The organism is Spirillospora sp. NPDC000708, from assembly GCF_040299565.1.
Classification (GTDB): domain Bacteria; phylum Actinomycetota; class Actinomycetes; order Streptosporangiales; family Streptosporangiaceae; genus Spirillospora.
The window spans coordinates 243028-263811 of record NZ_JBEPCJ010000004.1 but is presented as its reverse complement, the minus strand read 5'-3'; the positions used below and the strand labels follow the sequence as shown (position 1 = coordinate 263811).

The following is a 20784-nucleotide window of genomic DNA, read 5'->3' as shown; positions in this document are numbered from 1 at the left end:
GCTGACCCGGGTGACGAGCATCGACGACCTGGCGGAGCGCCTCCGGGCGTTCGCGGCAGAACGCGAATGGGGCCGCTTCCACACGCCCAAGAACCTGGCGATGGCGCTGGCGGGAGAGGCCGGGGAGCTGCTGGCCGAACTCCAGTGGCTGACCCCCGAGGAATCCTCGCGGGTCATGGACGACCAGGACGCCGGGGCCCGGGTGCGCGCCGAACTCGCCGACGTCTTCCTCTACACGATCCAGCTGGCCGACAGCCTCGGCATCGACCTGCTCCAAGCCGCTCGCGACAAGATCGAGGAGAACGAGAGCCGCTACGACGCGGCCGCATACCGAGGCTCGGCCCGAAAAGCTCCCCCACTGACCTGAGTTACGCGCCATGCGGATGCCAGTCGGCCGTTGCTGCGACCGATCAGTCGCAAGATGTCCACGTCGACCACAAGTCCGTCATATCCGCTCCTGCCCCTCGGTCACGACTGCACCTGGAAATCCACCCTTTCGACGACATATGCGACGTTATAGCGATACCTTGACGGATAATCTGGAATCCTGTCATTCACGCAGGCGATACCTGCCGTACGTACTACAGAAGACGTGGGGAGATCGGTGACATCACGACTCGAACCGGCATATCGCTCGTCCGCTGAAAACCTGTTCAGAGCCCTCACCAGCGCCGGCTCGGCAGCCGACCAGGCGTTCGACGACCACCTCGCCACCGCCCTCAGCGAACGATCGGGGCGCAAGGCCGGAAAAGCGCAGAAGCGAGCGTGGCGCAACAGCCTGACCGCTCTCGCCGGGGACCTCCTCGACGCGGGACTCGGCCAAGTCGAGGTACTGGTCGAGTACCCCATGCCGCACAAGCCCAGTTCCCAGGCCGACGTCGTCCTGGCCGGCGTCGACAGATACACCGGCGGCGATCTCTTCATCATCGTGGAACTCAAGCAGTGGAGCAGTGTCGACTTCTACGAAGGTGACGAGAAGCAGGTCGTCTGGGATCCCAAGTACAACCCGGTGCAGCACCCGGCCCTTCAGGTGAAGGGCTATCGCGACCAGATCGCCAAATTCTGTGCGACGGTAAAGGACCATCCGGATGCGGCCCGCGGAATCGTCTATCTCCACAACATGCCCGCGCACGAGGCGCGCAAGCTGGTCGGGCTGGCCGATGAGCTGAAGATCGGCGTCTTCACCGGGTCGGACCGCAGCGACCTCCTCCGCTTTCTTCGAGGGCAGTTCGAGGCCGCGTCCGGGGCGAAGGCCGCCGATCGCCTCCTCGACAGCCGCATCGAACCCCGACGCGACCTTCTCGAGCAGGCGCGCCTGGCATTGAAGGGCCGAGACGGCTTCATACTCCTCGATCGCCAGATCGACGCGTACCGGGCGGTCCTCCATGCCGTCGACGCCGCCTTCCGCGCCAACTCGAAGAGAGTCGTGGTGATTTCAGGCGGTCCGGGAAGTGGGAAGAGCGCCATCGCGCTGGAGTTGCTCGCGAAACTCGTCGGTGAGGGTCTTCGCGTACGGCACGCCACGGGCTCCAGCGCCTTCACCAAGACTCTCCGTTCTCATGTCGCCCAGGGACGCGACAGAGCGAAGCTCTTCACCTTCACCCTCGACTATGCCCAGACGCCGCCGAACGACATCGATGTGCTGATCGTTGACGAGGCGCACCGGTCGCGCAGCAAGTCCTTCAGCCGATACGACCGGACGAAGCGGAGCGACAGGCCGCAGATCGAATCGATGATCAACGCCGCACGCGTCCCCGTGTTCCTCCTCGACGAGAACCAGACGGTTGCGCCGGGAGAGCTCGGAACGCTCATCGCGATCAAGTCGATCGCCCAACGGCTCTCCATCCCGTTCCAGCACGTCGCGCTGACCGGGCAATGGCGCTGTGGCGGGAGCGAGAAGTACGACCTGTGGGTCCGCCGGCTGCTCGGCCTCGGGGACGAGGACGGCGCGTGGAACGAGGACGCACTGCCCGAGGCTTGGACCGGTGACCCGAATTTCACCGTCCGCCTGGCGGAGTCCCCCAAGGATATGGAGGACTTCCTGAGAGAGAAGCTGGCGGGGAAGTGGTCGGCGAGGATCGCCGCCGGCTACTGCTGGCCGTGGAGCAAGCCGCGGGTCGACAAGACCCTGGTTCCCGACGTGCGCATCGGTGACTGGGCACGCCCATGGAACGCGGACTCGTTGTCGCGGGTCGGCGAAGCGCCTCCGAAGCAGCTATGGGCCACCGGAGAGGGCGGCTTCGAGCAGATCGGCTGCATCTACACGGCCCAGGGCATGGAATACGACTGGGCGGGTGTCATCATCGGTCCCGACCTCGTGGCGAGGGGCGGCAGGCTCGTCCCCGAACGCTCCGGCAACCTGGATCCCTCGCTGGGCAAGGCATCCCCAAGGACCGTCCCCGACGAACAGTTCAACCAGCTAATACGGAACATCTACAAGGTCCTCCTCACTCGCGGCCTTCACGGAACAGTTCTGTACGCCGTGGACACCGAAACCCAGCAATTCCTCAGGAAGCTGATCCCTTCCTGATGAGCAAAGCGGCGTGCCATTGACTTGGCCGCGGGGTGCGCCCCCTCCGGGATCACATGAAGGTGGTGAAGCGGTGCGGTTCGGTGAGGGCGAGGGCGGCGTGCCCGAGGTCGGTGAGGCGTTCGGAAAGGGTGGCTTCCGCCAGGTGGCGGGGCAGCGCGGCGGAGAACTTCACGCCGTGCAGCGCGCGGTCGTCGACCTCGGGGAGCACCAGGTGGTCGGCGAGTGACGCGGCGACCGCGCGCCAGCCCTCGGGACGCAGGTCGCCGCGCAACCGCAGGTGGCTCTCGCCGATCCGTTGGGTATGGTCGGCGAGGTCGAGGGTCGCTTTCAGGGTCGTGTTGGCCCGGTCGCCTGCCCACCTCCACCAGCGCAGGTCCCCGGACGAGCCACGGCAGATGACCGTACCGCCGGGGCAGTCAACCTACTTGGTAAAGTTCTCGCCGGTGCCCACTCCCCCGTGAGGACGTCCATGACTCTGATTCGTGCTGATTTCGCCGCTTTCAGCGAGGCAGAGCGCTCTTTCGAGAAAGCCCTGCGAGATTTCGAGACCGTGCTGGACAGGCTTGAGAAGTCGCTTGCGGGATCCCTTGCGGAGTGGGACGGCGACGCACGGAACGCCTACACCGCGGCACACGCACGATGGGACAAAACGGCCAGGGACCTGCATGCCGAACTGGACCGGCTGCGGCGCGCCGTCGGACGCGCGCACCGCAATTTTCGCAGTTCGAGCGACACCAACGTACGAATGTGGTCGGCGTGAGCCGCGTCTGGATCGACACCGAGTTCGTGCACGGGGCCGCCCAGCGCGTCGCGGCCGGCCAGAACAGGACCGGCGGCACGTGGCACAACCTCGCCGATGCGCTTTCCGGGGTGAAGGGTATGGCCGGAAACCCGGGCAAGGACGAGGCCGCCGCGAAGTTCGTCAGCGCCTACACACCGGCCGCGCAGGCCGCCTGGCAGGGTTTCGCCGCCCTGCATCGGTCGGTCGGCGACATGTCCCGCGGCCTCGCGCAGACCGCGAAGAACCACACGAAGGCCGACCAGCATTCGGTGATCGGCAGCGGCTTCTCCATGCTTCCGCAGCCGACGGTCCCCTTCCGGGACCGGCTCCTGGGCTATGTGGTCTCGCCTCCGTTGCACCTCCCCGGTCCGCCGTCGGCGGCGGGGCCCGGAAAACCACAACCGCATTCGCTCCTCGGTTCCCTGACCGGCATCGAGATCGACATCTCCGGATACTGGCCGACCGGGGATCCGAACGGGCTCACTGAGGCGTCCTTCGCCTGGAAGACGGCCCAGAACACCCTCACCGACATCAGAGGCCAGTTGTCGGCAGAGGTGAAAGGCGTCCTAGGGCACGGCGACGCACCAGACATCGACGCATTCGGAAACTATTGGAAGAAGATCGACGCCGGGGGCGAGCCGGCCACGGTGCTCGAGGGCCTGCCCCGGCTCTGCGGAGGGATCTCCGACGCCTGCGCTCAGTACTCCACCGCCCTGCGGGAAGCGCAGCTACAGGTCAACGACGCCGCCGCCAGCCCGATCGGGGCGCTGCTCGAGATCGCCGCTCTGCGCGCCACACTCGCTTCCATAGCGGGCAAGCTGGTGCAGGTGGTCGGCGGGATCGCCGTGGGCGCCCTCGCCGAGCATCTCGTCACGTCCGTCGCCATCGGTGCGAAGAACGCACCGAACCTCCGGATACTCGAGGCGGAGGTCGAGAGGGAGGTCAGCGAGACGCTCCATTCGACGCTCCGCGGCGGCGACGGAGACCGTGACATCGACCCTAAGGAAGTCATCGAGAACGCGGACGACCTCTACTATGACGAGAACGGCAACCAGGTCTTCGTCTGGCGCCGGGGCGACGGGCAGAGCCAGGTCACCATCCGCAATCCCTCGAACGGGAACATCGTGACCAACCAGTGGTCCTCGGACGCGTGGATCCAGCGGCAGCTCGACAAGGAGAGATGGTACGGCCTCGATGACTGAGAACTCCTATACCGAAGGATTCACCTGCGCGTTCTGCGGCGGCAGCATACCCGCCTCATCCCCGGAGCTGCGCCGAGTGACGATCGCGGTGATGCAAGGATTCCCTTCTCAGGAGCTGTTCGCGCACCGCGCGTGCGTGGTGAAAGTGATCTCGCCGAAGATACCGCTGGGCGAGGTCCTCGACGATGGAAGCTGATCGTCAGAGGGTGCCGTTCTTGTAGGCGTGGTATTGCCTGATCAGGATGGCGGTGTCGTAGGCGGGCCAGAGGATCAGGGCACCGGTGTCGCGGTCGATGATGAGGACGCGGTCGGGCACGCTGGGCGGCGAGGCGGCCGGCCGGCGATGAAGCCTTCGTCGAAGGACTCGATGGACAGCAGGACGGGATGGCCGGCCGTCGCGGCGTACCAGACGTCGGCGCGGCGAAGCGCGTTGAGGGCGTGCGGGTCGGCTCGCATGGGGGGTGGCCATCGTGGACCGCACCCGGGCGATCGTGCGTTCGCGGAGTTCCGGCCGGTCACGCGATCTCGCCCAGGGACACGGCGGTGGGAGTGAACAGCGCGGCAACGGCGCGGGAGCGGTCGTTGCCGAACCATCCCCACCCGGACGCGAGGAGCGACACGGTCCGCAGGCCGTGACCGGATTCGGCGTCGTCGCCGGCGTCGGCCACGGCGGGTTCGCACGGTGCTCCTTCGTCGGTCACCGCAACGGCGACCGAGCCGCCCCGGCTGACGATGTCAACGGCGAAGGTACCGCCGGGCTGGCCCGATTCGGTGTGGCGTAGCGCGTTGACGACCAGCTCGTCGACGGTGAGTAGGACGTCGTCGAGGACAGGGCGGCCGGACCGGAGCATGGTGGTGAAGCGACGGGCGGCCGCAGCCTGGTCGGGGGTGCCGGGGAACGGCCGCCGCCAGCGCTGCGTAACGGAGGCCGCGGCGAAGGCGGGAATGGCAGGGAGCATCGGCTACCTCACTGGAAGTGTGCGTCGTCGCGGGTCTGTCGCGCTCATCGTCACAGCAGGTAGCGGGGCGCGCACGCGGTACCGAGGCAGGACTCCGGATTCGCACGCCCAGCCGATGAACGTTCGGATTTCGCACGCACGGGAACGTGGTTCGTGGGGAACGCACGTTCAGGATTTCGAGGGTCACCGCAGCACTAATATCGCCTTCAAATACTCCTTACCGACACAGCGGCCGTGGACGACGGCCAGGATCGAGCCACATTTCCGTGAAGACGACCACCCTGCCGGTCGCACGCCTCATCGACCGCCCGCAGCGTGCGGCGCACCGGCTGCTGGCCCGCGCCTGGAGGAGGTTGGGCGGGCGGGTGCAGTGGCGGCTTACTCGGCTCCGGCATGACACGTTCCTGGTCTATGCGGCCGGGGTCGTCCGGGACGAGCAGGGGCGGATCCTGCTGCTGAGGCACCGGCTCTGGCCCGAGTACCGCGCCTGGGGGCTGCCGGGCGGTTACGTCAACGCGGGCGAGCGGCTGGAGGACGGCGTGGCCCGCGAGATACGCGAGGAGACCTCCTTGGAGGTCGAGGTGGAAAGGACTCCGCTTCGCGTCGCCAGCGGTTTTCGCCACCGGGTGGAGACGTACTACGAAGCCCGCGTCACCGGCGGGCGGCTCGAACTCGATCCGGCGGAGATCCTTGAGGCGCGCTGGTGCGGGCCGGGTGAGGTTCCGGACGAGATGTCGGTCCGGCTCCGCCCCCTCGTCACTTCGCTGTTCTCCTAGTGGCGGCGTTCGCCCATACGCCAGCGCCGCGCCGCGGCGTTCATGACGGGCGAGCGAGTTCTGCGAGTGCGCTCTGGGCGGCGTCGACGACGTGGCTCCAACCCGGCTCCCGCAGCACCTCGGCATCGGTGGCGGCAGGAGGAACCTCGTCCAGAACGGCGTCCAGAGCCGAGAGCAGGCTCGCCACCTTGGCCGATTCCTGGTGATTACGACAGATCTCGGAGGCGGGTGAGGTGAGCTCTCGCTCCAACTGCGGGCCCAACGGCACCAATGTCTCCGTCAGATCATCGATTGCCCCGGTCGCGATCTTCCACACGCTGCCGACGAGTTCAGCGCGCGGATCGCTGACGCTCCTGCGATGGGCCGTCTCGACATCGGAGAGGGCGTCTTCGACGTAGGGCGCTATTTCCGCGTCGACCAGTCGCTCTTGCAAGGCGCGGACGATGTCATCGACCGGCATGCCCGGATGAAGGCGAACCAGGTTTCCCATGCCACGGGCCGCGGCGCCGCGGACGTCGGGGGACGCATGGTCGATGCACCGCATCAGCAGGCTCAGCACTAGGTCCCGGTCCTGGTCCGAGTTCGACAAATAGTCGATGCCCGCCACGACGGTGCCGACATCACCTTCTCTCAGCGCGGACTCCACGGCCTCGCGCTCGATCGGCTCCAACCTCCGATAGCGCATCTAATTTCCCCCTATGTACTTGCCTCGGCGACTGAACATGCCCGCCTTTATGAGCGCGTTCGCATCGCCTGGTCAAGCCCCTCCCATGACCTGACATGGCCGTGGAATACCCCGTCGCTGGTCTTGTCCAGCACCACTATCTCTCCACTTTCCTTATCGTAGCCGACCCTGCGCGGCTAGGTATCTTTGACTTGCTACGGAATCGTCCAGCGCGGACTGGCCGTCCTCGGGTTCCTTCGAGTTCTCGCCGCCGCGGCGTGCACGGGGCTTGTGTTTTCCGCTCGGCTCGCAGACGCCGTTCGGATGCCCCGTCTCGGCTTCGAGGATGCGAAGGTTCGGAGCGTTGGCGGCGCCGGTGGTGACCGAGGTGACGAGGTGTTCGGCGAGGGCACCGGTGGCGATCACGGAGACGGCCTGGAGGAGCCGGCCCGCGGCCGCCGCCATGGCGGCGCGGATCGCGGCCATTTCAACGAGGGCCGCAACGGGGTTCGGGGCGGCGTCGTTCAACTGGATCTGGGCGGTCTGCACGGCACCGGCGTATCTGTCGCAGGCCCGCGCCATGCCGGCACAGAGCTGGGGCAGGGCCTCCAGCAGGGAGGGCGGAGAGCCGTCCAGCCGTCTCCAGTAGTCGCCGAACGCCGCTATGTCGGGCGCGTCGCTGTGGCCGGTGACCTTCTTGACCTCGGCGGCGAGCGGACCTTGGCGGCAGCCTTGAGCGCGAAGGGATCCCCTGTCGGCCAATATTCGGAGATGTCGAAAGGGTCGAAGCTGATGCCGGTGAGGCTCTCCAGCAGCGACTTGGGCGGCGATTTGCCGGGGCCGGCGGCCGACGGGGGCGGTGCCACGTTGAGTGAGCGGGGGGCGCTACCGCGCAGCAGCTGGTCCAGGAGAGTTCCCCGCTGCTGGGGAACCATTGAGAAGCGGCCGTTGATCACGGAACTGCGATCGGCCTTGATGTGGTTATGAGCCGTCTGTGTCAGCCCCCGCGACATGTCACCGACGGATCGGTGCAGTGCGGCGAATCCGTGCCATGCGGCTTCGACGGTTTGTAGGCGGCGATGAATCTGGCGGCCGCGCGGTCCTTGCCGGGATTTCCGGCCATGCCATGCGTGGGCGCCAACGCCTTTCCGAGGTCGTCCCAAACGACGCCGATCCCGTTCTGCGAGGCGGCCCGCTCCCACCGCGTGCGCCGTCTCGTAAACGTTCCTCGCGTTGCCCGATAGCGTTATCCGGCCGGATGGTAAGACCCACTGTCCAAGACGGTCAACCATTGTGTCGAGCGCGGGGAACCGGTTCCTCCGCGACCGTCGAATGCCGCACGCCAAGGAAAGCGCTGCACACGGGACGGTGACCTGGATCTCGAGCTGCGCCGGAGGAGATGTCCGTCCGGCTTCGGCCGTTCGTGGCGTCCCTCTCCCGAGGCTGAACGGACGGGCGCTTCGTAGCGTCCTATCCGTTATGCGGATCATGCGGTGGAGTGTGCTCGGCGCCGTCCTCCTGACCGTTGCCATGGCCTGGCCCGCGCGGGCGGCCACGGTCACGGAGCACATCCGCGATTACCGGGCCGACCTCACGATTCGCGCCGACGGGCTCCTGCACGTCCACGAGGTGATCGTCTATGACTTCGGTGGCGCGCGGGACCGGCACGGGATCGAGCGGGTGATCCCCTACCGCGACGGCAGGCGCCTCTACGACATCGACCGCGTCCGGGTGACGGTGGGCGGCAAGCACGCCAAGACGCAGATCGACCATGGGACGAGCACGCTGAAGATCCGGATCGGGGACGAAAACGTCAACGTCAAGGGGGTGAAGACCTACGCCATCGACTTCGACGTGGCGCGCGCTGATCCCGTACAAGGACCACGACGAGTTGTACTGGGACGCGATCGGCACCGGCTGGAGCGTACCGATCGACTCGGCGGCGGTGCGTGTGAGCGCCCCGGCGGCGCCGACGTACGCCGACTGCTTCGCGGGGCATGAGGGGACCCACGGCTCGTGCGGCGGCCGGACCGTCACGGGGAGCAGCGCGTCGTTCGTGCAGAGGCTCGGTGCGCACGAGGGCATCACGGTGAGGATCGGCCTGCCGAAGGGCGCCGCTCATGTGCCGCCACCGCACTACGCACGGCCCCGGTACGCGGTGACGTGGGTGGGGCACGCGGTGCTCGGCGCGGTGTGCGCGCTCCTGGCCGCCGCGTGGGGGTGGGTCCGTTGGCGGCGGCGTCCGCGCCCCGTTCCGGACCTGCTCGAGTTGGTGGGGCCTGCGGAGCTCCGGTACTTCCTGCCCCTGCGGAGGTCCAGCGAACGCGAGGCGATCCTGGTCGACCTCGCTGTCCGCGGCCATCTCCACATCCACGACGACGGGGAGAAGGTGACGCTGACCCGGCGCCCCGTCGAGGCGCCGCTTCGGTCGTATGAACAGGCATTTCTGGAAAAGCTGTTCGGATCCAGAAAGAAGGTGCGGGTCGGTGAGGCGCGGCGGAGTGACGTCGCGTCTCTGCAGCTCTCCAGCATGATTTACGCCGCCGTGTGCGACCGCAGGCTGGTCCGCAGGTTCGACCTGTACAACTGCGAATTGGTGCTGCGCACGCTGGGGTTCGTCGGCCTGCTGGCCGGCGCCCTCCTGGTCGTCGTGGACCTGTGGGGGAATTTCGACATGCGCGTGTTCTCCGTGGGCGACCTGACGGCGGTGGGGGTCGCGGTCCTCATCGCCGGAACGGTCGCGCTCATCGTTCAGGACCGGGTCGACAATCTCACCTTCGCCGGCGCGCGGCTCCGGGCGCTGCTGGAGGAATACGCGCCGGGCCGCCGGCTTGAACGACCGGATGGCGAGCGCCATCTGCCCTACGCAGTAGCGCTCCGATTCTGGTCGGCCGTGGAGCAGTTCGGTACCGCGTACGCCGATCGGCTCGACTGGTACACCTACAGCGGAGACGAGGCGGAGGCGAGCGACCGGTTCACCGCGCTCGGCTGGCTTTTCACGGCTTCCAGCGATGCCCCGACACGGTCGTCCAACGGTTACTGGTCCTATCCTTCTGGGCGCTCCTCCACGGGCTCGTACAGCGGATATTCGAGCACGTACACGCCTCCGTCGTACGGAGGCGGAGGCGGAGGCGGCGGTTACGTGGGCGGTGGTGGCGGCGGAGGCGGGGGCGGTAGCTGGTAGCCATGCGGCCCATGGCCAGGGATGCGGCACCGGGCGAGCAGCGCTATGCGTAGTCCGTAAAGGTTCCGATCACCTGGCACGTCCGGTCGTTCAAGGGGACGTCCGCGACGACGCGGCTGCGCGGGTCGTGTTCGTCGTTCGTCCACACGTTGGTCGCGGGGCCTTCGGGCAGGCGGCGTCCGAGGTCGCCGGCCACCGTCTGGAGATCGCGCACTTCGAGCGTGACGCTCTGTTTCCAGCGGACGCGCCGCAGATCATTGTCGGCGGCGAATTTCGCGACGGCCGGGCAGGGAACGGCGAAGGCGAGATGCAGGAAGTAGGGGCTGGAGTCGTTCCTGGTCATGTACCGCACGGAACTCATGGACGCGGGGAGGTGCAGTCTCAGGTCGCCGGCGGCCCGTTCGAGGGTGAGGCGCGGGTCGGAGCCCTTGACGGCGCGGGGGTCTCGGTTGCTTTCGGCGAGCGGTCCGTCCGACGTCGACAGCAGCGCGTAGCCCACCGTTCCGGCGGTCGCCAGAACCGCGACGCCGACGAGCGCCACGAGCGCGTAAAGCAGATGACGTGCTTTCACCGCTGGTATCCCGATGACCCGTAGACGTCGAAGTCGCGCGCCATGCCGACCGTATGGAGGTGGGAGATGTCGGGCTGCTTGACGGTGCCCACGAGTGGCGCCTTGAACGGCAGCCGTTGCTCGTCGGCGGTACCGAAGTTGTACCGCTTGTAGAACTCGACCGTGTAGTGGTTCCCTTCTCCGCGGACCCTGTACTGGTAGCCGTTGAAGGCGTAGTACATGTCCTGGTTCGTGCGGTAGTCGAAGTTGGCGCTCTTCCAGCCGGAGTCGAAGGTCCCGTCCCCCGGATGCTCCGCCAGGGTCTTCTCTATCTCCCGCCTCATCTCCGGACTGCGTTTCATGATCTCTTCCGGGTCGACATGCCGAGTGTCGCCGCTCCCGTCGAGCCAGTGGGACAGGAGCGTCGCCGCGGTCGGCCACTGCTTGGCGATGCCGCCGAGCGCGATCAACTCCATCTGCCCGTAGACCTTCCGGTCATGGGCGGTCGGCGGCTCGACGCCCCACGGCCGTCCGTAGTCCGTCACCGGCCACAGCGGCGGAGCATCGGACAACTCGGTCGGGAGGTCCTCCTTCCAGGCCCGCTCGGCGAAGAGCTTGGGAAGTTCGGCGGCGAGTTTCTGGTCGGTCTTGGTGGCGTTGTCGACCGCGGTCCGCATCGCGCCGCTGAGACGCTGGAGGGTGGCGTTCCACTGCCTGCGGCTCTCCGGGTCGTTGCGGTCCGCCCCCACGAGCGGCGGCATGGTGAGCGAACCGTCGTCGCCGACCCTGATGTGCAGGCTGTGCGCTTCATTGACCGCGTTCTGGAGGTCCTTCTGGGCCTGCCGGAATTCGTGTTCGGCCTGCGCGAGGGTGTTGTAGATGCTGAAGGCGCTGAACGCGGCGCGCTTCAGCCGCTGCGCCTCCGGGGTGATCTCGCCTTTCGCGACCTGCGACGCGACGCCTTTCCAGCCGGAACGATCGATGCCCCGGACGACGTCGGTCTCGTAGACCTGCGCCGATCCCTGGAGGTATTTCGAATAGGTCAGCCATGCCTGGCCCGCCGTCTTGAGACCGTCCAGGCGGGCGTCCCTGAGCGAGGCGAAGTCGACCACGTCAGCCCTCCACGTGCCAGACCTTGTTGATGGCGCCTCTGATCTTGTCCTCCGCCCGGCGGTAGGCGGCGGCCGTCCTGGTGAGCCGCGGCCCGATGCCGTCGATGTGGTCGGCCATCGTCTTGCCGTTGGCGTGCCAGGAGTCGACGAGCGCGCCCAGTTGCCCGGCCGAGCCGAACCCCTTGAGGTCCTTGGCCGCGGCGTCGGTCGGACGCCCCGCCTTGCCGAGGCCGGTCCGCACGAAATCCGCGACGACGCCGCACGCCCGCGCGCCGGACTCGAGCTCTTCCAGCTGCCGGTACTCGAGCTTTCCGGGGTCGTCCAGGATCGGGGCGAGGTAAGGAGGGACCTGGGCCGCGGGCGGCGACGGCTTTCCGGGATTGAGCAGTTTCTCCAGACCAGACGGATCGGACATGTCCTCCGGACTCCTCCCGTCACGCGCCACCGTCCGCCGTGGGGTGGACACCGACGCCCGGTCAAGGATGGCGCGACTCCGGCAATGTCACATGATCAGCCAATTTATCAGCTTCGCCTTTGCCTGGGCAGAGGGCGCCCGATTCATCGGATCCATCTGGTCGGACGCAGTTGACCCGGCTGTCAAGGGGAAGAATTCACCTAATGCGCCGGGCAGTGCGCACTCCGCGTGAACCGGAGCCTTCGATGAGAAGGTGCCCGCGCCGCACTCAAGACGGAGCGAATGGGCGGCGAAGAGTGCGCTGCCCCGGAGGCCCGTCTCTGTGCGTGTTCGAGAAGTTGGTCTGGGCCGGTGTGGCGGCGTGATGTTGTGCACCGGTACGTGCAGGGTGTGGCGATGGCTCGGACGTCGCGTCACCCCTCGGACCTGACGGACTCACGCTGTGGCTTCCTGCCCGCAGCGGCACCGGCGAGCCGGGGAGCGATGCGCGACCGGGTCCGCCACACGATCGCGGCGGTGCTGGCGGCCGCTGCACTGGCCTCAGGGTGCGGCGTGCGGCCGACCGGCGTCGTCAGCGCGGGCAGCCTGCCGGTCGCCGAGGGGCGCAGCATGACGATGACGCTCTACCTGGTGGCCGGGGACAAGCTGGTCCCGGTCACCCGCCGGGGGCTGGCCGGCCACCCGATGCTGCCGCTCGTCCAGCTGAGGATCCCGGTCACCGCGCAGGAGAGCCGCAAGGGCCTGCACACCGAGGTGCCCCACACGGAGGACATATCGGGATACGTGGTGCAGGCTTCCAGGGTGCTCGTCGCCTCGGTGACCGGCATCGACATCGGGCCGGGCGGACTGAAAGCGGGCGGCGACTGGAGCCGCGTCGCGCTGGGGCAGCTGGTGTGCACCGCGCAGGCCGTTCCCGGGGTGTCGCGGGTGAAGGTGGAGGACGCGCTCAACCCCGACACCGAGTCGGCGACGCTGACCTGCGACGACTTCTCCGGCCTGCTCGCCGGCTGACCCGGCTCTCGCTCGTGCCCGTTCGAGAAGGATCCCGTCCGGTGACGACTTCTCCGGCCTACGCGTCAGAGGGCGTTCATGAGGCGGTGGACGGCTTCGGCGAGGGCGGCGACCGGCGCCACGCGCGCGGCGAGGCGGGCGAGCGCGTTGTCGCGGCGTTCGGTGTCGCCGTCGTCGGCCTCCGCCTCCTCCCGCGCGTCGGCCAGGTCGCGGCGGGCGCGGCGGGCGTCGGGGAGCGCGGCCTCGTGCTCGTCGATCAGCGCGGCGACGCGGTCGAAGAGGTCGGTGCTCGCGGACGGCGCGGGCGCGCGCTGCACCTGCGACACGTTGCGTCCCATGGCGACCTGGCCGCCGATCTGCGCGCCGTCGCCGATGTACATGTTGCCGGACATGCCGTCTCCCCTGGTCAGCCCGCGGCCTCCTGGCGGACGTCCCCGCCGGGCGCGAACCCGAGCTGGCCGTTCACCGTGCCGCCGTTCATGATGAGCGAGTTGCTGATGATCGACGCCGTCTCGGTGCGGTAGTCGGAGACGTCGATGTTGCGGTCGTGCTGGAGGTGGTCGAGGAGGGCGCCCATGACGCGGCGCTCGATCAGCCGGGTGTGCTTGTTGACGTCCAGTTCCTGGAGGAAGGTCGTGAACGCCGGTTCCGCGGCGCGTTCCCGGACGGACATGCGGGCGCCGTAGTCGAAGGCGAAGAACCGCCGCCGGTGCCGCTCCGCGCCCTGCTGGAAGATCTCGGCCCACGGCACCGCCGCGACCAGCCGCGGCGGCCCCGCGATCGCCTCGCCGACGGCGGCGGCGCCGCCCTGCCGGAGCGCCTCCAGGACGACCTCCGCCGGGGTGAAGGACGGCAGCACGTCCACCAGCTTGAAGTCCTTGCGGATCGGCGGCAGCGCGTTGCACACGAACTGCGCGTAGAGCATGCGGCCCTGCACCGCGAGGTAGAGGAAGCCGGTGATCTGCACGCCCTCGTCCCTGGCCGGCACGACGTGCCACCGCCCGTCGTCCGTCACGGAGGCGGCGTGGGCCTCGACGGTGATCCGCTGGTAGCAGCGGAGGTCCGCCTGCGGATTGCGGACGAGCACCTCGACCGCGGCCTGCGACGCCTTCGAGAACGGCCGCCACGTGTTCGGATCGATGAGCGGATGCCCCTCGTACCGCACGCCGGGGTGCGCCGGGCCGAACGGGCGGCGGCCCTGCACGCACTCGCCCTCGGCGACGACGTGGTCGTTGACCAGCAGGTCGACGGACTCGTTGGGCGGCAGGTCGTCGCGCATCGCGGTCAGCCTCCGCTCGATGGCCGCGCGCATGTCGACGGGGTCGACGGCCAGGGCCGGACGGTCCGCCCGCGCCGGGCGGACCCGGTCAAGTTCGATGACCAGCGACCAGACGCGGGTGCGCTTGTCGTCGACCTTCCCCGAGCCGACGAACGGGTTCTGCCGCGAGTACAGCGTGACGTTCCCGTACTGGGCGGCGCCGACCCGGTCGATGCGGTCGCTCCGGGCCTGCGAGCGCACCCTCGGCACGGCGACGGGGGCGTCCGGCCCCAGCGACCGCAGCAGCCAGACCACCGCGAGCCGGTGCACGAACGAGATCCCGAGGAGCAGCGCGAACAGCCCCAGGCCGCCGATGAACCAGTGGTCGTGGCGGACGGGCTCGGCGAACCCGTCGCCGCCCGCCTCAAGGCCCGGCCCGCTCGTCGCCTTCAGCATCGTCGTGCCGATGTACAGCAGCAGCGGGCCGCCGGCGACGGGAAGCGCGATGGTGACGGCGGTCTGGAACCGTCCGGCGCGCTTCGGCAGCACGGCCAGGGCGACGGCGAGCAGCGTCAGCGTCCCGAGCACCAGCAGGGTGACCTGCCACGACAGCACCAGCCCGACCACGATCGCGGCGGTGATCATGGTGTCCCGGACCAGCCGCATCTCCCGGGCGTGCAGGCAGTGCGCCAGCACCGGCCGCAGGTCGAACCCGTAGGACGGGACGACGGCGCGATGCTGGTCGTACAGGAACTCCTTGATGATCTCCTTGGACAGCGCCTCGTCCCGGTAGGCGGCGCAGCACAGATAGCGCGTCGCGTTCTGCATGCGGACGCGCTGCCCCGGCGTGTGCGTGAAATAGCCCCGCAGCGTCCGCACGACCCCGTCGTCGTCAGCCGGCATCTGCACTCCCGTGAGCGGTGTGGGCGGGCGGACGCTCAGTGAACTACGCGTGACGGACCGGGCACAACCGGCTTTACCCGGGATCATGCGAAGCGTTATACGGCCGGTGGAGTGTCCAGAGCCGGACATAGTGGTAAAGCTTCAATAATCGGGGCGAGGCTTTTCCAGAAATGGCTCTGTTGAGGGCCTGTGCGCGCCGGTCACCCGTGTGGGGTCGCGACGCGGGTGGTGAAGGAGCCGTGGAAGCCCATCGGGATGTGGTGGCGCAGGTGGGCGACGGCGAGCGGCTCGGCCTCGACGTCCCGGGCATCGAGGACGAGCAGCCGTGAGCGGTGCTCGTCCGGGTCGTAGGCGAGGGTCAGGAGCCAGCCGTCGCCTTCGTCCGCGTCGGGGCCGCGGGGCACGAACACCGGCTCGCCGAAACCGTGCCCGGCCGGCAGTTCGTGGGTCGTCCGGCGGCCCGCGACGTGGTCGTAGGCGTGAATGCCCGTGCTGGATTTCGTCCGGCCGGCGAAATAGGTGTAGCGGTGCGGATTGCCCGCCTGCCGGACGTCGGCGTGCGGCAGTTCCATGGGCCCGTTGCACACCTCTTGCTCTTCGACGCTTCCGGACGGGGAGACGCGATAGCGCATCAGCGCGTCGCCCCACGGGAAGTCGCTGGTGCGGAATTCGCGGAACCTCGTGGCCACCTGGTCCCAGTCGGCGAAGCGGACGAACTCCACGACCACGTCGTCACCGTCCTCGAAGGCGTTGACGAAATGGAAGCCGAGCAGGGCGTCGTGCTCGATGACCCGCGCTTCGCCGCCGTCGCGGGGGACGATCGCGAAGCACGTCGGACGGTGCGGCTCGTAGGTCAGGGCGTCCGCTATCGATCCGGTTCCGAGCAGGATCGGCGCCGCCTTCGGGATCACCGGGTTGATGACGAACACCAGATACCGGCGGGTGAGCGCGAAGTCGTGGTTCCACGGACTGTAGGGCAGCGATATCCGCGGCATGTGGTGCAGCTTCCCGTTCGGATCGACCCGGTAGCAGCGCAGGCTCCGCAGCCGCGTGAAGTCCATTCCGAAGTTGAACAGCTCGCCGGTCACCGGGCAGCGCGACGGGTGCGCGGAGAAGGCCGACATCAGTTTCAGCCGCCCGTCGAACGAGTGCTCGCCGAGCGTCTCCAGGCTGTCCGGGTCGAGCCGGTAGGGCCGTCCGCCCTCCCATAGCGCGAGCAGTTGGCCGCCGTGCAGAACCACGCCGGTGTTGGCGACGTTCGCCGGCGGGCGGAGCATATTGCCGAGCACCCCGCCCGGCCGCTGGGTACCGAGGCCCCGCAGTCCGGCCCGCCCTTTCCGCTGCCCATAGCGGTAATGCCTCGTCCTTACGTACCGGTTCCGGTAATGGATCCGACCGTCCCCGGGGAACGCGAACAGCGACAGCATTCCGTCGCCGTCGAAAATGTGGTCGAGCAGGGTCTCGCCGACCTGCCAGCGCCCTGGGCCATTGCGGTACAGCGTCCCGACCAGGCCGTCGGGAAGGCGCCCGTCGATCTCGTCGATCTCGTAGTCGTGCTCCTCGGCGAGCGCATCGTAGAGCCCATGCCACGCCTCGGCGCCCTCGGTCGCTGCGGCCACGTCCGACTCCTCACCCGAAGAGGTCCCCGGTCGAGGAAGCGTGCCACACCGCCGGTACGTAGTTCAATGCCTAACGACTACGGCCCACCAGGCAACTCCCCTCATGGTCGCGGAGCGTCTACTCGGTGCGGGTTCGGGGGCGGGGAGAGAGGGCGGCGCGGAGGACGCCGCCGATGCCCTTGGCGGAGGCGGCGAGGAAGGTCGTCCAGTCGAAGTAGTCGCGCCACAGGGTGATGAGGCCGTCGTGGACCTCGAAGGTGCCGCAGACCCAGAACTCGGCGCGCCACGCGCCCGCCTCGAGGACGTCGGTGCGCTCGGTGAGGACGACGGGGCCGTTCGCGGCGATGTTGTGCACGCGGGCCTCGAACCCGGTGCCGTAGCGGGTCATGGCACGCAGCGTCTTCTCGACGGCGGGGAGCCCGCGCGCGGGCGGCAGCGGGACGTTCTGGTAGACCATGCCCGGGGCGGCTAGGGCGAGGGCCCGGTCGACGTCGAGGGCCTCGAGGGCGGAGAGGAACTCGCGGACGATCTGGATCTCGGTCATGGACGACCACGGTACTTGAGGGGATACGCCACAATCGGGGCCATGCTGTTCGGCATTCTGGGGCCGGTCGAGGTCCGTGGCGGCGAGGCGGAGACCGTGCCGGTGGGGGGTCCGCGGGTGCGGGCGCTGCTGGCGATGCTGGCCCTGGACGCGGGGCGCCTCGTGACGGGCGAGCGGCTCATCGACGGGCTCTACGGGGAGGAGCCGCCGGCCGGGGCGGCCAACGCGCTGCAGTCGCAGGTGTCGCGGCTGCGGCGGGGCCTGGGCGACGCCGCGCTCGTCGAGGGGCATCCCGCCGGGTACCGGCTGCTCGCCGACCGGGACGCGGTGGACGTGCACCGGTTCGAGGCGCTGGCCCGCGACGGCCGCCGCGCGCTCGGGACGGGCGACCACGTGCGGGCGGCCGCGCTGCTGCGGGAGGCGCTGGAGCTGTGGCGCGGCCCGGCGCTGGCGGACGTGCGGTCGGCGCCGTTCGCGGAGGCGCAGGCGGCGCGGCTGGAGGAGGCGCGGGCGGCGGTCGCCGAGGACCACGCGGAGGCGCGGCTGGCGCTCGGCGAGTTCGACACCGTGATCCCGGAGCTGCGCGACCTGCTGGACGAGCGGCCGCTGCGAGAGCGCGCGCGGGCGCTGCTGATGCGGGCGCTGTACGGGGCCGGGCGGCAGGCCGAGGCGCTGGAGGCGTTCGAGGACGGCCGGCGCGTCCTCGCCGACGAGCTGGGCGCCGACCCCTCGCCGGAGCTGGCGGAGGTGCACATGGCGATCCTCCGCGGCGATCTCGAGGAGCCCGCGGCGGCGGAGGCGGAGAACGTCCGGCTGAACCTGCCCGCGCAGTTCACCAGCTTCGTCGGCCGCGACGACGAGGTCCGGCGGGTGGGGGCGATGCTGGCCGGGGGCCGGCTCGTGACGCTGCTCGGGCCGGGCGGCGCGGGCAAGACGCGGCTGGCCGTCGAGGCGGCGGCGCGCGAGGACGGCGAGGTCTGCTTCGTCGACCTGGCGCCCGTCGACCGGGCCGAGGTGAGCCGAGCGGTGCTCGGGGCGCTCGGGCTGCGCGAGGCCGGGATGATGGCGGGCCCCGGCGAGCGCCCGGCCGACGCGGCGGAGCGGCTGGTCACGGCGCTGAGCGGGCGGCGGATGCTGCTCGTCCTGGACAACTGCGAGCACGTCGTCGCGACCGTCGCGCCGCTGGCGCACCGGCTGCTGAGCGCCTGCCCGCTGCTGCGGGTGCTGGCCACCAGCCGGGAGGCGCTCGCCATCACCGGGGAGGCGCTGTGGCCGCTGCCGCCGCTGGCGCTGCCGCCCGAGGGCACGCCCGCCGCGGAGGTCGTCCGGTACCCGGCGGTGCGGCTGTTCGCCGACCGGGCCGCGGCGGCCCGCCCCGACTTCGCGGTCGACGAGGCCAACGTGGACGCGGTGCTGCGGATCTGCGGGGCGCTCGACGGGCTGCCGCTGGCGATCGAGCTGGCGGCGGCGCGGCTGCGGTCGCTGCCGGTGGAGCAGGTCGCGAACCGGCTGGACGACCGGTTCCGGCTGCTGTCGCGCGGCAACCGGACGGCGGCGCCCCGGCACCAGACGCTGCGCGCCGTCGTCGAGTGGAGCTGGGAGCTGCTGGACGAGGAGGAGCAGACGCTCGCGCGGCGGCTGACGGTGTTCTCCGGCGGGCTGACGCTGGAGGCCGCCGCGGTGGTCTGCGACCTGGACGACGTCGACGAGCTGCTCGTCGAGCTGGCCGACAAGTCGCTGCTGCAGAGCGACGGGACCCGGTACCGGATGCTCGACACCGTCCGGGCGTTCTGCGCCGAGCGGCTCGCGGAGGCCGGCGAGGACGAGCGGTTCCAGCGGGCGCACGCCGCGTACTTCCTCGACCTGGCGCGGCGCGCGGAACCGCACCTGCGCGGCGCCGAGCAGCTGGAGTGGCTCGGGCTGCTGGCCGCCGACCACGGCAACCTGCACGCGGCGCTGCGCCGCAGCGTCCGCCTCGACACCGTGCTCGCGCTGCGGCTGGTCGCGGCGCTGTCGTGGTACTGGTGGCTGCGCGGGCGGATCGAGGGCGCGTCGATCTCGTCCGAGCTGCTGGACGTCGTGGGCCTCGACCCGCCGGAGGGGTGCGAGGAGGAGTACGTCCTGTGCGTGATGAACGCGGTGTCGGCGGGGGCGACGGGCGACCGGGCGCAGACCTGGCTGGACCGCGCCGAGACGCTGCTGCACGGCATCCACCGGGTGCTGACCTACCCGTCCACGATCGTGCAGTACGCGCTCACCGCCGGGCCGAGCCGGACGCAGTTCGCGGTGTTCGCGATGCACGTCGGCCAGGACCCGTGGGCGCAGGCGCTGATCCACATGAGCGACGGGTTCCTGCGCCAGTTCAGCGGCGAGATCGACCGTGCCGAGGAGGCGTGCACCGCGGCGGTCGCGAAGTTCCGGGAGTGCGGCGACCGGTGGGGCACCGCGAACTCCCTCGACCCGCTCGCCCAGATCGCCGACTGGCGCGGCGACCGGGAGCGGGCGCTGGAGCTGCTGGACGAGGCCCTCGAACTGACGGGGCAGCTCGGCGCGCTGGAGGACACCGCCGACCTGCTGTACCGGCGCGCGGAGGTCCTTATCCATGCCGGCGACCCGGACGGCGCCGCCGGCGAACTGGAGCGCGGCATCGAGCTGGCGCGCCGTGCGGGCGCCCCCGACAAGGTCGCGGGCGGGTACAACGGGCTCGCGGGGATCGCGCGGACCCGCGGCGACCTCGCCGAGGCGCGGCGGCTGTACGAGACGGCGCTGACCCAGTACGCCTCGGAGCGGTTCATCGCGCGGGCGGCGCGCGGGACGGCGCTCGTCGGGCTCGGCTGGGTCGCCGCCGCCGAAGGCGACGCCGCGCGGGCGCGGGAGCTGTTCGGGGAGGCGCTGACCATCTCGTCCGACCACCCGATCTTCACCTACCAGGCCGGTGCCGCGGTCGGGCTGGGCGGCGCCGCGCTCGCCGAGGGCGACGCCGAGCGCGCGGCGCGGCTGGCGGGCGTCGCGGCGCGGCTGCGGGGGCCGCAGGTCCCCGGGGACGCCGACGCCGACCGGGTCGAGGCGGGCGCCAGGGCCGCGCTCGGCGACGCCCGCTACGACGCCGCCTACGCCGAGGGCGCCGCCCTCACCCGCGACGAGGCCCTCGCGATGCTCGACGTCGGCGCCGGCCTCCCGTCGCCCGGCTCCTGGCGGGAGCTCACCGCCGACTGACCCGCCTCCACGGACCCGGTCGTACGCCGCTGACGGTTCGCGCGCACGGCCGCGCCC

21 protein-coding genes and 1 pseudogene are annotated in these 20784 nt (G+C 69.8%); 10 read left to right on the top strand and 12 right to left on the bottom strand.

The window, feature by feature from the left end; genetic code table 11:
* Window positions 1-10 precede the first annotated feature (10 nt).
* A complete protein-coding gene (locus ABT299_RS05435; RefSeq protein WP_500249854.1) occupies window positions 11-367 on the top strand; it encodes a nucleotide pyrophosphohydrolase in 357 nt (118 codons plus the stop codon).
* A 237-nt stretch (window positions 368-604) separates the two neighbouring features.
* Window positions 605-2530: a DNA/RNA helicase domain-containing protein gene (locus ABT299_RS05430; RefSeq protein WP_500249853.1), complete on the top strand. Its 1926-nt coding sequence runs from the start codon at window positions 605-607 to the stop codon at window positions 2528-2530.
* A 52-nt stretch (window positions 2531-2582) separates the two neighbouring features.
* Here ABT299_RS05430 and ABT299_RS05425 read toward each other — a convergent pair whose 3' ends face one another.
* A complete protein-coding gene (locus ABT299_RS05425) occupies window positions 2583-2804 on the bottom strand; it encodes a hypothetical protein (RefSeq protein WP_387023473.1) in 222 nt (73 codons plus the stop codon).
* Between the two features lie 198 nt (window positions 2805-3002).
* Here ABT299_RS05425 and ABT299_RS05420 point away from each other — a divergent pair, with 198 nt between their 5' ends.
* From ABT299_RS05420 to ABT299_RS05410, 3 genes are read left to right on the top strand one after another with little or no spacing between them, the layout of a single operon-like run.
* A complete protein-coding gene (locus tag ABT299_RS05420) occupies window positions 3003-3293 on the top strand; it encodes a WXG100 family type VII secretion target (protein ID WP_387023475.1) in 291 nt (96 codons plus the stop codon).
* The gene (locus ABT299_RS05415) at window positions 3290-4516 is read left to right on the top strand and encodes a WXG100-like domain-containing protein (protein WP_500249852.1); all 1227 of its coding nucleotides are present in this window, start codon (window positions 3290-3292) and stop codon (window positions 4514-4516) included. Before ABT299_RS05420 ends, ABT299_RS05415 begins: the two co-directional genes overlap by 4 nt.
* On the top strand, window positions 4509-4712 hold the full coding sequence (locus ABT299_RS05410; RefSeq protein WP_387023479.1) for a hypothetical protein: 204 nt from the start codon (window positions 4509-4511) through the stop codon (window positions 4710-4712). The genes ABT299_RS05415 and ABT299_RS05410 overlap by 8 nt, the downstream gene beginning before the upstream one ends.
* A gap of 3 nt (window positions 4713-4715) precedes the next feature.
* Here ABT299_RS05410 and ABT299_RS05405 read toward each other — a convergent pair whose 3' ends face one another.
* Both ABT299_RS05405 and ABT299_RS05400 read right to left on the bottom strand, forming a co-directional pair.
* Window positions 4716-4985: an SUKH-4 family immunity protein gene (locus ABT299_RS05405; RefSeq protein ID WP_500249865.1), complete on the bottom strand. Its 270-nt coding sequence runs from the start codon at window positions 4983-4985 to the stop codon at window positions 4716-4718.
* A 46-nt stretch (window positions 4986-5031) separates the two neighbouring features.
* Window positions 5032-5475 carry an ATP-binding protein gene (locus ABT299_RS05400; protein WP_500249851.1) on the bottom strand — a complete coding sequence of 148 codons (444 nt, stop codon included), beginning with the start codon at window positions 5473-5475 and terminating at the stop codon, window positions 5032-5034.
* 266 nt (window positions 5476-5741) lie between these two features.
* Here ABT299_RS05400 and ABT299_RS05395 point away from each other — a divergent pair, with 266 nt between their 5' ends.
* Window positions 5742-6251, top strand: a complete 510-nt coding sequence (locus ABT299_RS05395; protein WP_500249850.1) for an NUDIX hydrolase — start codon at window positions 5742-5744, stop codon at window positions 6249-6251.
* A 40-nt stretch (window positions 6252-6291) separates the two neighbouring features.
* Here the strand turns inward: ABT299_RS05395 and ABT299_RS05390 are convergent, their stop codons facing one another.
* Complete coding sequence (locus ABT299_RS05390) at window positions 6292-6921, bottom strand: SCO4402 family protein (RefSeq protein ID WP_500249849.1); 630 nt, start codon at window positions 6919-6921, stop codon at window positions 6292-6294.
* A gap of 168 nt (window positions 6922-7089) precedes the next feature.
* The gene (locus ABT299_RS05385; RefSeq protein WP_500249848.1) at window positions 7090-7464 is read right to left on the bottom strand and encodes a hypothetical protein; all 375 of its coding nucleotides are present in this window, start codon (window positions 7462-7464) and stop codon (window positions 7090-7092) included.
* A gap of 783 nt (window positions 7465-8247) precedes the next feature.
* Here ABT299_RS05385 and ABT299_RS05380 point away from each other — a divergent pair.
* Window positions 8248-8956: pseudogene (locus ABT299_RS05380) on the top strand (DUF2207 domain-containing protein); the annotation flags it as partial.
* Window positions 8957-8971: 15 nt separating this feature from the next.
* Window positions 8972-10099 (top strand): DUF2207 family protein, encoded by a 1128-nt coding sequence (locus tag ABT299_RS05375; protein ID WP_500249864.1) that lies wholly within the window; start codon window positions 8972-8974, stop codon window positions 10097-10099.
* A 43-nt stretch (window positions 10100-10142) separates the two neighbouring features.
* Here the strand turns inward: ABT299_RS05375 and ABT299_RS05370 are convergent, their stop codons facing one another.
* Genes ABT299_RS05370 through ABT299_RS05360 form a run of 3 tightly spaced genes read right to left on the bottom strand, consistent with a single transcriptional unit; the run spans window position 10143 to window position 12176 of the window.
* Window positions 10143-10640 (bottom strand): hypothetical protein, encoded by a 498-nt coding sequence (locus tag ABT299_RS05370; RefSeq protein ID WP_500249847.1) that lies wholly within the window; start codon window positions 10638-10640, stop codon window positions 10143-10145.
* A 26-nt stretch (window positions 10641-10666) separates the two neighbouring features.
* On the bottom strand, window positions 10667-11761 hold the full coding sequence (locus tag ABT299_RS05365; protein ID WP_500249846.1) for a hypothetical protein: 1095 nt from the start codon (window positions 11759-11761) through the stop codon (window positions 10667-10669).
* A gap of 1 nt (window position 11762) precedes the next feature.
* On the bottom strand, window positions 11763-12176 hold the full coding sequence (locus ABT299_RS05360) for a WXG100 family type VII secretion target (protein WP_500249845.1): 414 nt from the start codon (window positions 12174-12176) through the stop codon (window positions 11763-11765).
* A 483-nt stretch (window positions 12177-12659) separates the two neighbouring features.
* Here ABT299_RS05360 and ABT299_RS05355 point away from each other — a divergent pair, with 483 nt between their 5' ends.
* Window positions 12660-13187 (top strand): hypothetical protein, encoded by a 528-nt coding sequence (locus ABT299_RS05355; protein ID WP_500249844.1) that lies wholly within the window; start codon window positions 12660-12662, stop codon window positions 13185-13187.
* A gap of 65 nt (window positions 13188-13252) precedes the next feature.
* On the opposite strand, the gene ABT299_RS05350 is transcribed toward ABT299_RS05355, so the two are convergent.
* The 4 genes from ABT299_RS05350 to ABT299_RS05335 all read right to left on the bottom strand — a co-directional run bounded on the left by ABT299_RS05350 (window position 13253) and on the right by ABT299_RS05335 (window position 17511).
* The gene (locus tag ABT299_RS05350; protein WP_387023501.1) at window positions 13253-13579 is read right to left on the bottom strand and encodes a hypothetical protein; all 327 of its coding nucleotides are present in this window, start codon (window positions 13577-13579) and stop codon (window positions 13253-13255) included.
* Window positions 13580-13593: 14 nt separating this feature from the next.
* Window positions 13594-15348, bottom strand: a complete 1755-nt coding sequence (locus ABT299_RS05345) for an AbeC-like domain-containing protein (RefSeq protein ID WP_500249843.1) — start codon at window positions 15346-15348, stop codon at window positions 13594-13596.
* Window positions 15349-15548: 200 nt separating this feature from the next.
* A complete protein-coding gene (locus ABT299_RS05340; RefSeq protein WP_500249842.1) occupies window positions 15549-16967 on the bottom strand; it encodes a carotenoid oxygenase family protein in 1419 nt (472 codons plus the stop codon).
* 118 nt (window positions 16968-17085) lie between these two features.
* Complete coding sequence (locus ABT299_RS05335; RefSeq protein WP_500249841.1) at window positions 17086-17511, bottom strand: limonene-1,2-epoxide hydrolase family protein; 426 nt, start codon at window positions 17509-17511, stop codon at window positions 17086-17088.
* A 42-nt stretch (window positions 17512-17553) separates the two neighbouring features.
* Between ABT299_RS05335 and ABT299_RS05330 the strand changes: the two genes are divergently transcribed.
* Window positions 17554-20727, top strand: coding sequence for an AfsR/SARP family transcriptional regulator (locus ABT299_RS05330; RefSeq protein WP_500249840.1), 3174 nt, complete (start codon window positions 17554-17556; stop codon window positions 20725-20727).
* The last annotated feature ends 57 nt before the right edge of the window (window positions 20728-20784 follow it).

What these genes read in the sequence shown, in the direction of transcription:
- ABT299_RS05330 (WP_500249840.1), top strand. Translation starts at nt 17,554, where the DNA reads ATGCTGTTCGGCATTCTGGGGCCGGTCGAGGTCCGTGGCGGCGAGGCG.
- ABT299_RS05350 (WP_387023501.1), bottom strand. Translation starts at nt 13,579, where the DNA reads ATGTCCGGCAACATGTACATCGGCGACGGCGCGCAGATCGGCGGCCAG.
- ABT299_RS05360 (WP_500249845.1), bottom strand. Translation starts at nt 12,176, where the DNA reads ATGTCCGATCCGTCTGGTCTGGAGAAACTGCTCAATCCCGGAAAGCCG.
- ABT299_RS05405 (WP_500249865.1), bottom strand. Translation starts at nt 4,985, where the DNA reads ATGGCCACCCCCCATGCGAGCCGACCCGCACGCCCTCAACGCGCTTCG.
- ABT299_RS05345 (WP_500249843.1), bottom strand. Translation starts at nt 15,348, where the DNA reads ATGCCGGCTGACGACGACGGGGTCGTGCGGACGCTGCGGGGCTATTTC.
- ABT299_RS05420 (WP_387023475.1), top strand. Translation starts at nt 3,003, where the DNA reads ATGACTCTGATTCGTGCTGATTTCGCCGCTTTCAGCGAGGCAGAGCGC.
- ABT299_RS05400 (WP_500249851.1), bottom strand. Translation starts at nt 5,475, where the DNA reads ATGCTCCCTGCCATTCCCGCCTTCGCCGCGGCCTCCGTTACGCAGCGC.
- ABT299_RS05335 (WP_500249841.1), bottom strand. Translation starts at nt 17,511, where the DNA reads ATGACCGAGATCCAGATCGTCCGCGAGTTCCTCTCCGCCCTCGAGGCC.
- ABT299_RS05410 (WP_387023479.1), top strand. Translation starts at nt 4,509, where the DNA reads ATGACTGAGAACTCCTATACCGAAGGATTCACCTGCGCGTTCTGCGGC.
- ABT299_RS05355 (WP_500249844.1), top strand. Translation starts at nt 12,660, where the DNA reads ATGCGCGACCGGGTCCGCCACACGATCGCGGCGGTGCTGGCGGCCGCT.